This is a genomic window from Microbacterium sp. Ru50, from assembly GCF_002920555.1.
GTDB lineage: Bacteria > Actinomycetota > Actinomycetes > Actinomycetales > Microbacteriaceae > Microbacterium > Microbacterium arborescens.
Map to the genome: position 1 here is coordinate 351,924 of NZ_PQSV01000001.1, position 11,887 is coordinate 363,810.

An 11,887-nucleotide genomic window follows, 5' to 3' on the forward strand; every position below is an offset into this window, starting at 1 on the left:
TGCCTCCTGGAAAACAGGGCGAGGGGCGAGCCGAAGCCCGCCCCTCGCCGCGAAGTGGTCTGGTCCGAATTACTCGGCTGCCGCCACGATGTTGACGACCTTGCGGCCACCCTTCGTGCCGAACTCGACGGCACCGGCCGCAAGTGCGAACAGGGTGTCGTCGCCGCCACGGCCGACGTTGGCGCCGGGGTGGAAGTGCGTGCCGCGCTGGCGGACGAGGATCTCGCCGGCGTTGACGGCCTGGCCGCCGAAGCGCTTCACGCCGAGGCGCTGTGCGTTGGAGTCACGACCGTTACGGGTGGAGCTTGCGCCCTTTTTGTGTGCCATCTCTGCGTCTCCCTGGCTTACTTGATGCCGGTGATCTTGACGCGCGTGAGGTCCTGACGGTGGCCCTGGCGCTTCTTGTAGCCGGTCTTGTTCTTGAACTTCTGGATCACGATCTTCGGGCCGCGCTCCTCACCGAGAACCTCGGCGGTGACCGTGACCTTCGCGAGCTTGTCAGCGTCGGTGGTCACGGCGTCGCCGTCGACGAGGAGAACGGCGGGAAGCTCGAGCTTGTCGCCGATCTGAGCCGCCTGACGATCGAGGACGACGATCGTGCCGACCTCGACCTTCTCCTGACGGCCGCCGGCGCGCACAACTGCGTAAACCACTTCACACCTGTTTCTTCTGTGGAGCGCACGGCTCCGATTGTCTTTGCGAGACTGGAAAGTCTTGGTGCGCGTGCCCCAGATGATCCTGTGGCTGAGCCGCGATAACGACGGGACGTCGACGGACTCGCTGCACCAAGGGTCCACTTTACCGGATGCCGGGAGATCCGGCAAAAGGACGGCCGGGTGTGTCGCGGCCGGCGCCCCCGCGGCATCCGCTTCGTAGGATCGGAGGATGGCGATACTGATCGACGATCCGCGCTGGCCGGCGCACGGCACCCTCTGGTCGCACCTCGTCAGCGACTCGGATCTCGATGAACTGCACGCGTTCGCCCGCCGTCATGAGGTGCCCGCCCGCGCCTTCGACCTCGATCACTACGACGTCCCCGACTCGGCGTTCGACCGCCTGGTCGCCGGCGGCGCACAGCACGTGTCCGGCCACGAACTGGTGCGTCGCCTCATCGCCTCCGGGCTGCGTGTCACCGCGCGCGAACGCCGCGGGATCTGAAGCGATCCCGCGGCGTTCGTCGTGACGATCGACCTCAGTCGTCCGAGGCCGGCGCCGCCGATACCGGGGTGCCGCTGAGGGCGGCGGTCGTCACGCGGCGACGTCCGCGGCCCTGACCGGGAGCCTTGGGTTCGGGGAGCGCGTTGAGCACCGAGTCGAGGAGCAGGTCCTTCTCGGTTCGCGGCGCCTTGGGCTCGGCCTTCTTGCGCCGTGGCTTCTTCGGGCGCTCGACGGGTGCGGACTCCGCCTCCACCGCGACGGTGATGATCTCGGCGTCCTCCTCCGCAGCAGTCGCCTGGATCGTCGACGCGGCGATCTGGGCGAGTGCCGACTTCGCGCCCTCGGTGATGACGTGGGTGCCGCCGTTCGCGGGCGCGGGAGCCGCGTTACCGCCGCCACGGCCGTTGCGGCGCGCCGAACCGTTGCCGTTGCCGTTCTGCGAGCCGGCGCCGCGGTGCTTGACCACCGGATCGTGGTGGACGATGACGCCGCGGCCGGCGCACACCTCGCACGCCTCGCTGAAGGTCTCCAGGAGCCCGAGGCCCAGCTTCTTGCGCGTCATCTGGACCAGACCCAGCGAGGTGACCTCGGCGACCTGGTGCTTCGTGCGGTCACGGCTCAGGCATTCGATCAGACGCCGCAGCACGAGATCGCGGTTGGACTCGAGCACCATGTCGATGAAGTCGACGACGATGATGCCGCCGATGTCCCGCAGGCGCAGCTGCCGGACGATCTCCTCGGCGGCCTCGAGGTTGTTCTTGGTGACGGTCTCCTCGAGATTGCCGCCCGATCCGACGAACTTCCCCGTGTTCACATCGACGACGGTCATCGCCTCGGTGCGGTCGATCACGAGCGAACCGCCCGAGGGCAGCCACACCTTGCGATCCAGCGCCTTCTCGATCTGCTCCGTGACCCGGAACGCGTCGAAGGGGTCCTGCTCGTCCTCGTACTTCTCGACGCGCTCGAGGAGATCGGGCGCGACTCCCGTGAGGTACGACGTGATCGTCGAGTAGGCCTCGTCGCCCTGGATCAGCATGCGCGAGAAGTCCTCGTTGAAGACGTCGCGGACGATCTTCACGAGAAGGTCGGGCTCGGAGTGCAGGAGCGCGGGAGCCTGGATCTTCTCGAGCTGCGAGCTGATGTGCTCCCACTGCGAGGTGAGCCGCTGCACGTCTCGCGTGAGCTGGTCTTCCGTCGCGCCCTCCGCGGCGGTGCGCACGATGACGCCCGACGACTCGGGGAGGACCTCCTTGAGGATGCGCTTGAGACGCGCCCGTTCGGTGTCGGGAAGCTTGCGCGAGATACCGTTCATCGCGCCGCCCGGGACGTACACGAGGTAGCGGCCGGGGAGCGAGATCTGGCTCGTCAGGCGAGCACCCTTGTGCCCGACCGGATCCTTCGTGACCTGGACGAGGACGCGGTCGCCGGATTTGAGTGCGAGCTCGATGCGGCGCGGCTGGTTGCCCGTCTCGACGGCATCCCAGTCGACCTCGCCGGAGTAGAGCACGGCGTTGCGACCACGGCCGATGTCGACGAAGGCGGCCTCCATGCTCGGGAGCACGTTCTGCACGCGCCCGAGGTACACGTTGCCGATCAGCGAGGCGTCCTGGTTGCGCGCGACGTAGTGCTCGACGAGCACGTTGTCCTCGAGGACGGCGATCTGGATGCGACCGTTCTTGGATCGAACGATCATGACCCGGTCGACCGCCTCGCGGCGGGCGAGGAACTCGGCTTCGGTCACGACGGTGCGCCGACGACCCGCTTCGCGGCCGTCGCGGCGGCGCTGCTTCTTCGCCTCGAGCCGGGTGGAGCCCTTGATGCGCTGCGGTTCGGTGATGAGCTCCACCGCGCGCTGGCGCGGAGCAGGCTCATTGCCCTCATCGCCGTTCGACCCGCCGCGGCGGCGGCCGCGACGGCGGGAGCTGCTCGAGCCCGATGAGGACGCGGAGTCGTCGTCCTCGACGTCGTCCGGCAGCGCCGGAAGCGGCGGGATCTCGGGAGCGTAGAAATGCAGCGCGGTGGATACCGCGGAGACGAACTCGGCGGGCAGGAGACCGAGCGAGACCGCGGTCGGAGGGCCGGCGTCCGCCGGCTCTTCGGCGGGGGCGGGCTCTTCTGCGGGGGCGGGTTCCTCCGCGGGCTCGGGCTGCGGAGCAGGAGCCTGCTCTTCCCCACGGACCTCCTCCTGCGCCGGGGAGGACTCCTCAGCAGGCACGGGCTCGTCGGGAGCGGCGGCCGACTCATCGGCGCCGGGAGCGGGCTCCGGGGCATCGTCCTCGGCTGCCCGTCCGCTGTCGATGTGCTCCTCGGTGGCGTCGATCGACGTCACGGCATCGGCCAATTCGGCCGCGGCGGGGTCTACCGCGTTCTCGGACTCATCGGGGGTCGGGTTGTCATTGCGATCGTCGGCCATCACTGGCGTACTCCTCTTCGGGCGGCACCGCGCGCCACCCGGCACATCTCTGGCGGCGTCGCTCCCGGAAGGACGAGCCGCGAACTCACTCGGTGTGCAGCCGGCTCTCGGCGCGGCCTGCGTGGGCAGCCATTGCCCGAAGTCTCTCGTGACGCACTGTCGCAGCGCGGCTGCGTGCGTGCATCGACATCCATTATCGCACTACGCGCGTCCCTTCGTGGGACGCGGGCCCCGACGCTCACGGCCGGGCCATCGGTAGCGATGCGATAATCGCGATCATGCCCGCTTCCCGAAGCCATGCCCGCCCCGTCGCACTCGCCGTCTGGCTGATGATCGCGGGCGTGATCGGATGGATCGCCGCCTTCGCTCTGACGACCGAGCGACTGCACCTTCTCGAGGACGCGACGGCGACGGCATCCTGCGACTTCAACCTCGTCGTGCAGTGCGGTGCCAACCTGACATCGCCGCAGGGGTCGGTCTTCGGCTTCCCCAACCCGCTGCTCGGGCTCACCGGCTGGGTCGCGCCGATCGTGGTGGGCGCGGCGATCCTCGCCGGCGCACGCTTCGCGCGGTGGTTCTGGCTGTTGTTCTGGGCGGGTATGGCGTTCGCGTTCGGGTTCGTGATCTGGCTCATCTCGCAGAGCATCTTCGTGCTCGGCACCCTCTGCCCGTGGTGCATGGTCACCTGGTTCGTGACGATCCCGAGCTTCTACGCCGTGACTCTCCACGTCCTGCGCTCGGGCACCGTTCCGCTCCCGCGTCGAGGCCGCGCGGTCGCGGGCACGCTGTCGGGCTGGGTCCCGCTCCTGGCCGTCTTGAGCTACGTCGCGATCGCCGTCGTCGCGCAGCTCCGGCTGGACTGGATCGGCTTCCTCTGAAACGACGACGCCCGCGAGCCGACGTCGTGACGTCGAGTCGCGGGCGGGATGCCGCTGTGCCGCTCAGCCGAACCAGATCTGCAGCTCGCGGGCTGCGGACTCGGGGCTGTCGGAACCGTGGACGAGGTTCTGCTGAACAGCCAGGCCCCAGTCGCGACCGAAGTCGCCGCGGATCGTTCCGGGGGCCGCCGTCGTCGGATCGGTGGTCCCGGCGAGGGACCGGAAGCCCTCGATGACACGATTGCCGGCGAGGCGGATGGCCACCGACGGACCGCTCTGCATGAACTCGAGCAGCGGCTCGTAGAACGGCTTGCCCGCGTGCTCGGCGTAGTGCTGCTCGAGCAGCTCACGGTCGGCCTCGACCAGACGGATGTCGACGAGCGCGTATCCCTTGGCTTCGATACGAGCCAGGATCGCGCCGGTGAGGCCGCGAGCCACGCCGTCGGGCTTGACGAGAACGAGGGTCTCTTCGGTGGGCATGTCAGTCTCCGTTCGATTCGTCGGCTGCGAGGGCGGCGTTGCGCCGGTCGAGAGCAGCCCCCTTGATGGTCGCATACGCGTACATGCCGCCGAAAACCAGTGCGACGATTCCGAGCGCAGGTACGAGGAACACGCCGAGAGCCAGGATGACCTGGAGTGCCCAGCCCAGCATGATCCCCCACCGGTGGCGCAGGACGCCGGAGGTGACGATCATCGCGACGGCGAGCACCGCGCCCGCGACGACGCCCCACCAGTCCGGCACGCCGTCGGGCAGGACGCCGAGTCCGTACACCGTGAGGCCTCCGAGGAAGACGACGATCGACTCGAACCCGAGGACGACCGAGCCGAGGGACTCGGCGGCACCACGGCGCCGGCGTTCCCGGGGCCGACTCACGCCTGCCATCCCGACTTCCAGTCCTCCGCGGCGGCGAGGGCGATCGCCTCACCGGCGAGCACGACCGAGCCGGCGATGACAACCGCTCGCCGCTCCCCGTCCGCTGCCCACTCGCGCGCTGCCTCGGCCGCCTCGACGAGATCGCGGTGCTCGGTGACGCCGAGCCCGTGTTCCTCCGCGAGGTCGGCCACGAGGGTCGGATCCGAGGCGCGCTCCGAGTCGGGCGCGGTCGCGAAGACGTGAGCGGCGACCGGCGCCAGGGCGTCGACGATTCCGGCGGCGTCCTTGTCGCCGAGGACACCCAGCACGACACCCCACTCGTCGAAGTCGAACGATTCGCGCAGCGCCGCGGCGAGGGCGGCGGCCCCGTGGGGGTTGTGGGCGCTGTCGACGAGCACCGTCGGACTGATCCCGAGCAGCTGCAGCCGGCCGGGAGAGGTGACCGCGCCGAGACCGTCCGCCACGACCTCCGGGTGAAGGGCCTGGTCCTCGGCCCCGATGAGAGCCTCGACGGCGGCGACCGCCAGTGCGGCGTTCTCCGCCTGATGGGATCCGTAGAGAGGCAGGTAGAGCTCGGGGTACTCCCCCGCCCGACCGCGCACGCTGATCTGCTGACCACCCACGGCGAGGCTGTGACCGGACAGGCCGAACTCATCGCCGGCGAAGCCGACGGTGGCAGCGACCTCCGCAGCGCGCGCCCGGATCTGTGCGGCCGCCTCGGGGGTCTGCACGGCCGAGACGACCGCCGCGCCCGGCTTGATGATGCCCGCCTTGACCGCGGCGATCTCGCCGATCGTCTCGCCGAGGCGGTCGGCGTGGTCCAGCGCCACGGGGCCGATGACCGCGACGTCGCCGTCGGCGGTGTTGGTCGAGTCCCACGACCCGCCCATGCCCACCTCGACGACGGCGACATCCACCGGAGCGTCGGAGAAGGCCACGAAGGCGAGCACCGTCAGCAGTTCGAAGAAAGTCAGGGGGGCGTCGTCCGCAGCGGCCAGCTCGGCGTCGACGAGGTCGACGAAGGGCGCGATCTCCTCCCATGCGTCGGCGACCGCGGCATCCGCGATCGGCTCGCCGTCGATGAGAATCCGCTCGGTGAACCGCTCGAGGTGGGGGCTCGTGAACAGCCCGGTGCGCAGTCCATGCGCCCGCACGAGGCTCTCGATCATGCGGCTCGTCGAGGTCTTCCCGTTGGTTCCCGTCACGTGCACGACGCGATAGGTGCGCTGCGGGTCGTCCAGCAGCTCGAGGACGCGCCGGGTGCGCTCGACGCGCGGCTGCACCCATTGCTCCCCCTGACGCTGCAGCAGCGCCGTGTAGACGGCATCCGCACGGGCCTGATCGGTCATGCGCTCTCTCCTGTCAGACGGGTGACGCTCACGGTGAGGTCGCCGCGGTTCGCGTAGGTCTTCGCGGCGACGACGGCCGCGAACTCGGGCTCGTCCGCGGTGTCGAACTCCGCGGACGAGGCGAGGGTCTGCGCGGATGTCCGCACGATCCATTCGCGAGCCAGGGTCTCTCCCGCGACGTCGGCCGCGTCGAACGCCGATGCGACAGCGGCGGCGTCGTCGTCGGCATCGAACGCGAGCGCGAGACGGATGCGGTCGCTGACCTCGAAACCGGCGGCCTTGCGCGTGTCCTGCACGGCCCGGATGACGTCGCGCGCGAGGCCTTCGGCCTCGAGCTGCGCAGTGGTCGTCGTGTCGAGCAGCACGAATCCGCCGCCGGACAGGAGAGCGATGGCGGTGCCCTCTGCAACGCCGCCCGCCTCGAGGGTCAGGTCGTATTCGCCGGGCTCGAGGGCGATGCCGTCGACGGTCACGACGCCGTCCTGCTCGCTCCACAGGCCCGCCCGGGCACCCGCGATGACATGCTGCACCTGCTTGCCCAGTCGCGGACCGGCCGCGCGCGCATTGACCGAGAGGCGCTGGCTGATGCCGTACGAGGCCGCGAGGTCGTCGGAGAGCTCGGCGACGGCGACATCCTTCACGTTGAGCTCGTCGCGGAGGATGTCGGCGAACTGCTCCAGAGCCGCCGCATCGGTGATCGCGACGGTGAGCTGCGGCAAGGGCAGCCGGACGCGCTTGCCTTCCTTCTTCCGCAGCGCGTTGGCCACCGACGACACCTCGCGGACGGCATCCATCGCCGAGCGGATGTCGGCGGCCGGAGCGAAATCGGCGGCGTCGGGCCAGTCCTCCAGGTGGACGCTGCGTCCTCCGGTCAGGCCCTGCCAGACCCGCTCGCTCACGAGCGGGAGGAGCGGTGCGGCCACACGGGTCAGCGTCTCGAGCACCGTGTACAGGGTGTCGAAGGCTTCCGTCGACGAATCGTCGCCGGGAACGACGCCCACCCAGAAGCGATCGCGCGAGCGGCGGATGTACCAGTTCGTGAGCGCCTCGGCGAAGTCGCGGAGCTTGGCGGCGGCCATCGTGGAGTCGAGAGCCTCGAGGTCGGCGGCGACATCGCGCACGAGGTCGCCGGTCAGCGCCAGGATGTAGCGGTCGAGCACGTTGGTGGAGTCGGTGCGACGTCGCGCCTGGTAGCCCGTCCCGCCCTCGCCGCCGGCGGCGTTGGCGTAGGTGGCGAAGAAGTACCAGGTGTTCCACAGCGGGAGCAGGAACTCGCGCACGCCGGCGCGGATGCCCTCCTCGGTCACCACGAGGTTGCCGCCGCGCAGCACCGACGACCCCATGAGGAACCAGCGCATCGCGTCGGAACCATCGCGGTCGAAGACCTCGGACACGTCCGGGTAGTTGCGCAGCGACTTCGACATCTTCTGACCGTCGCTGCCGAGCACGATGCCGTGGCAGGCGACGCCCGAGAACGCGGGCCGGTCGAACAGGGCGCCCGAGAGCACGTGCATGACGTAGAACCAGCCGCGCGTCTGCCCGATGTACTCCACGATGAAGTCGGCCGGCGCGTGCTCGTCGAACCACTCGCGGTTCTCGAAGGGGTAGTGCACCTGTGCGTAGGGCATCGACCCCGAGTCGAACCACACGTCGAAGACGTCCTCGATGCGGCGCATCGTGGAGCGGCCCGTGGGGTCGTCGGGGTTCGGACGCGTCAGGTCGTCGATGAACGGCCGGTGCAGGTCGATCTCGCCGGCCTCGTTGCGCGGCAGGCGCCCGAAGTCGCGTTCGATGTCCGCGAGCGAGCCGTACACATCGGTACGCGGGTACTCGGGGTCGTCGCTCTTCCAGACCGGGATCGGGGAGCCCCAGAAGCGGTTACGACTGATGGACCAGTCGCGCGCGCCCTCGAGCCACTTCCCGAACTGCCCGTGCTTGACGTTCTCGGGCGCCCAGGTGATCTGCTCGTTGAGCTCGAGCAGACGGTCCTTGATCGCCGTGACGCGCACGAACCAGCTCGACACAGCCTTGTAGATGAGCGGGTTGCGGCAGCGCCAGCAATGCGGGTACGAGTGCTCGTAGCTCGCCTCGCGAAGGAGGCGGCCCTCGGCCTTCAGCAGGCGGATGAGGGGCCGGTTGGCGTCCATCCACAGCTCGCCCGCCACGTCGGTGACCTGCGGGAGGAAGCGCCCGCCGTCGTCGAGGCTCATGATCAGCGGGATACCGGCCGCGGCCGTCACGCGCTGGTCGTCCTCGCCGTAGGCCGGCGCCTGGTGGACGATTCCGGTTCCGTCCGTGGTGGTGACGTAGTCGTCGACGAGCACGCGCCATGCCGAACCGGTGCCCCAGGTCTCGGCATCCGCGTAGTAGTCGAAGAGCCGGTCGTACTGCACATCGGCGAGCTCGCTGCCCGGAAGCGTCCGCTCCACCGCCGCGCGCGCTTCTTCGGCGTCGGCGTACCCGAGGTCCTTCGCGTAGCCGCTGAGCAGCTCCTCGGCGAGGAGGTAGCGGTGCGCGTCGGCCTCGGCGCGGTCCTCGTGGACGTCGGCCGCGCCGGCCGGACCGCCGGGCAGCACGACGTAGCGGATGTCGGGGCCGACGGCGAGGGCGAGGTTTGTCGGCAGAGTCCACGGCGTCGTCGTCCACGCGAGAGCGCGCACACCGGTGAGTCCGAGCGACTCGGCCTTGGCGCCGACGAACGGGAAGGTGACGGTCACCGAGGGATCCTGGCGCATCTTGTAGACGTCGTCGTCCATGCGCAGCTCATGGTTCGACAGCGGCGTCTCGTCGCGCCAGCAGTAGGGCAGCACGCGGTGGCCCTCGTACGCGAGGTCCTTGTCCCACAGCTCCTTGAACGCCCAGAGCACCGACTCTATGAAGCCCGTGTCGAGCGTCTTGTATCCGCGCTCGAAGTCGACCCAGCGCGCCTGGCGGGTGACATAGTCCTCCCACTCGCGCGTGTACTCGAGCACGGAGGAACGCGCCTTGTCGTTGAAGGCGGCGATGCCCATCGCCTCGATCTCGCTCTTCTCGGTGATTCCCAGCTGCTTCATCGCTTCGAGCTCAGCCGGGAGACCGTGGGTGTCCCAGCCGAAGACGCGGTCGACCTTCTTTCCGCGCATCGTCTGGAAACGCGGGAAGACGTCCTTGGCGTACCCGGTGAGGAGGTGACCGTAGTGCGGCAGGCCGTTGGCGAAGGGCGGGCCGTCGTAGAAGACCCACTCGGGTGCCCCCTCCCGTCGCGCGATCGAGCTGCGGAAGGTGTCGTCGCGCTCCCAGAACGCGAGCACCTCCCGCTCGACGTCGGGGAAGCGGGGGCTGGGCACGACGCTGTCGGCGGCGGGGCCGAAAGCAGAGGACTTCGGATAGGTCATGGCTTCTCTCGCAGGGTCGGACTTCCTGCGAGGACGATCGTGCGACCGCGGTACCACCCCGCTTGCCCCGGAGGGCCACTCTCCCAGCGGCTGTCACGGGCCTGCCCCGCTCGGTTCTACTGGGCGGATGGCCGCCGTTCTTCCGAGAGCTCCCCGGTGATGGCCGGATCGGTGCTGATGACCCCATCATACCGTCGGCATACGCTGAAGGTATGGCCCGCCCGCGCTCCCGCCCCGCTCCGCCTCGCGCGAGCGACCCCGACCTCCCCCGTCACCTCGAACCTGCCGTCCTGTCTCGGCATGCGGATCTCGTCGGGTCCTCGATCACGGTCGGGGCCGGGCCCGTCGACGGTGCCCACGCACGCGTGAGCGAGAGCGTCGTCGGGCCGGGGACCCCCGACCGGCTCGATCTCACCGGTGCGGTGCTCGCCGACGTCGCGCTCATCGACCTCGCGACGGCCGAGTTCCGCTCGGGCGACGGCAGCTGGCGCACCGTGACACTCAACGGCGGGCGGATCGGCACCCTCGATGCTCAGCGTGCTCGCTGGGACGGCGTCATCCTCCGCGGCATCCGGATCGACTACCTCTCGGTGCCCGCCGCGACGCTGCGGGACGTCCTCATCGTCGATTGCCGCATCGGCACGCTCGACGCCCCGGGTGCGGTGCTCGAGCGCGTCGGTTTCATCGACACCACGGTGGATGAGTTCGACACACGTGCCCTGTCGAGCACGGATCTCGACCTGCGCGGCCTGGAAGCGCTCGCCTTCACCGACATCCGTGCGCTGGCCGGAGCGACGGCCTCCCGTCGGCAGGTCGAGGCGCATGCCCCCGCGTTCGCCGCTGCGCTCGGATGGGACGTGCGCGACGAGGCATCCGCCCCGGAGTCGAACCGATGATCGCCCGCACCGAACGCCTGGTCCTGCGGCTGATGACGGAGGATGACCTGGGCCCGCTCCGCGAGATACTGACCGATCCCATCGCGATGACCGCCTACGAGGGGGCCTTCGACGACGACGAAAGCGCGCAGTGGCTCGCGCGCAATCTTCGTCGCTACGAGGAGGACGGTTTCGGACTCTGGGCCGTCGACCTCCCCGGAGTGGGCATGATCGGGCAGTGCGGCATCACGCGACAGTTCGTCGGTGACGAACAGGTTCTCGAGGTCGGCTACCTGTTCCACAGGGCGCACTGGCATCGGGGATACGCGACAGAGGCCGCGACCGCGGCGCGGGACTGGGGGTTCCGCGAGCTCGGTGCCCCCGCCATCTGGGCCAAGGTCCGTGACACCAACATCGCGTCCATGAACGTGGCCATCCGGCTCGGCATGACCGTTCGCCGCCGATTCATGGTGCACTACCGAGGCGTGGACATGCCTCACCTCGGCTTCGCCGTCGATCGCTGAGCGGCCTCGTCAGATCGCCGACCAGGCCTCGCCACGCACCTCGGCCAGCGGCGAAGCCTGCAGCAGGCGCGAGATCGGGCAACGCGCGTGCGCAGCGACGGCGAGGTTCGAGGCTTCGCTCTCGTCCAGCCCCTCGCCCGAGACGAAGGCGGTCACGACGAACTCGTATCCCTCGCGGCCTTCGGCGTCGCGCAAGGCGACTTCGACGCGCACGGCGGTGCGATGCGCTGCCGACACGATCGCCTGCGCCGTGGCGTTCAGGCACGTCGCCCAGGCCAGGGCGAGGAGCTGCTCCGGGTTGCTCGCGCGCGTGTCGTGCCCCGGCTGCAACGGGTTGGATACCGCGACCTCCAGACCATCCGGCACACGACTGACCCCCGTCCCGCCGTCGTCGTTCAGAGCTGAGGTGCGGTACCGGGTGGCCATGCGTCGACTATAGTTG

12 protein-coding genes are annotated in these 11,887 nt (G+C 69.5%); 4 read left to right on the forward strand and 8 right to left on the reverse strand.

Annotated features, from left to right (window positions below; all coding sequences use genetic code 11):
* Positions 1-69 precede the first annotated feature (69 nt).
* Positions 70-327, reverse strand: a complete 258-nt coding sequence (gene rpmA, locus C3481_RS01560; RefSeq protein ID WP_023950785.1) for a 50S ribosomal protein L27 — start codon at positions 325-327, stop codon at positions 70-72.
* Positions 328-344: 17 nt separating this feature from the next.
* Positions 345-653: a 50S ribosomal protein L21 gene (gene rplU, locus C3481_RS01565; RefSeq protein ID WP_023950787.1), complete on the reverse strand. Its 309-nt coding sequence runs from the start codon at positions 651-653 to the stop codon at positions 345-347.
* A 232-nt stretch (positions 654-885) separates the two neighbouring features.
* On the opposite strand from rplU, the gene C3481_RS01570 reads away from it, so the two are divergent.
* Complete coding sequence (locus C3481_RS01570) at positions 886-1,158, forward strand: DUF4031 domain-containing protein (protein WP_103840523.1); 273 nt, start codon at positions 886-888, stop codon at positions 1,156-1,158.
* Between the two features lie 34 nt (positions 1,159-1,192).
* Here C3481_RS01570 and C3481_RS01575 read toward each other — a convergent pair whose 3' ends face one another.
* On the reverse strand, positions 1,193-3,571 hold the full coding sequence (locus C3481_RS01575; RefSeq protein WP_103840526.1) for an Rne/Rng family ribonuclease: 2,379 nt from the start codon (positions 3,569-3,571) through the stop codon (positions 1,193-1,195).
* Positions 3,572-3,849: 278 nt separating this feature from the next.
* Between C3481_RS01575 and C3481_RS01580 the strand changes: the two genes are divergently transcribed.
* The gene (locus C3481_RS01580) at positions 3,850-4,449 is read left to right on the forward strand and encodes a vitamin K epoxide reductase family protein (RefSeq protein ID WP_023950794.1); all 600 of its coding nucleotides are present in this window, start codon (positions 3,850-3,852) and stop codon (positions 4,447-4,449) included.
* A 63-nt stretch (positions 4,450-4,512) separates the two neighbouring features.
* Here C3481_RS01580 and ndk read toward each other — a convergent pair whose 3' ends face one another.
* From ndk to ileS, 4 genes are read right to left on the reverse strand one after another with little or no spacing between them, the layout of a single operon-like run.
* Positions 4,513-4,929, reverse strand: a complete 417-nt coding sequence (gene ndk, locus C3481_RS01585; protein ID WP_023950795.1) for a nucleoside-diphosphate kinase — start codon at positions 4,927-4,929, stop codon at positions 4,513-4,515.
* A gap of 1 nt (position 4,930) precedes the next feature.
* Positions 4,931-5,332 carry a DUF4233 domain-containing protein gene (locus C3481_RS01590; RefSeq protein WP_103840528.1) on the reverse strand — a complete coding sequence of 134 codons (402 nt, stop codon included), beginning with the start codon at positions 5,330-5,332 and terminating at the stop codon, positions 4,931-4,933.
* Entirely contained in the window at positions 5,320-6,672 is a 1,353-nt protein-coding gene (locus C3481_RS01595; RefSeq protein ID WP_064956592.1) for a folylpolyglutamate synthase/dihydrofolate synthase family protein, read from the reverse strand. Before C3481_RS01595 ends, C3481_RS01590 begins: the two co-directional genes overlap by 13 nt.
* On the reverse strand, positions 6,669-10,046 hold the full coding sequence (gene ileS / locus C3481_RS01600; RefSeq protein ID WP_103840530.1) for an isoleucine--tRNA ligase: 3,378 nt from the start codon (positions 10,044-10,046) through the stop codon (positions 6,669-6,671). Before ileS ends, C3481_RS01595 begins: the two co-directional genes overlap by 4 nt.
* 212 nt (positions 10,047-10,258) lie before the next feature.
* On the opposite strand from ileS, the gene C3481_RS01605 reads away from it, so the two are divergent.
* Entirely contained in the window at positions 10,259-10,942 is a 684-nt protein-coding gene (locus tag C3481_RS01605; RefSeq protein ID WP_036304582.1) for a hypothetical protein, read from the forward strand.
* Positions 10,939-11,445 carry a GNAT family N-acetyltransferase gene (locus C3481_RS01610; protein WP_023950805.1) on the forward strand — a complete coding sequence of 169 codons (507 nt, stop codon included), beginning with the start codon at positions 10,939-10,941 and terminating at the stop codon, positions 11,443-11,445. The genes C3481_RS01605 and C3481_RS01610 overlap by 4 nt, the downstream gene beginning before the upstream one ends.
* Positions 11,446-11,454: 9 nt before the next feature.
* Here the strand turns inward: C3481_RS01610 and C3481_RS01615 are convergent, their stop codons facing one another.
* A complete protein-coding gene (locus C3481_RS01615) occupies positions 11,455-11,871 on the reverse strand; it encodes an OsmC family protein (RefSeq protein WP_103840532.1) in 417 nt (138 codons plus the stop codon).
* Positions 11,872-11,887: the final 16 nt, after the last annotated feature.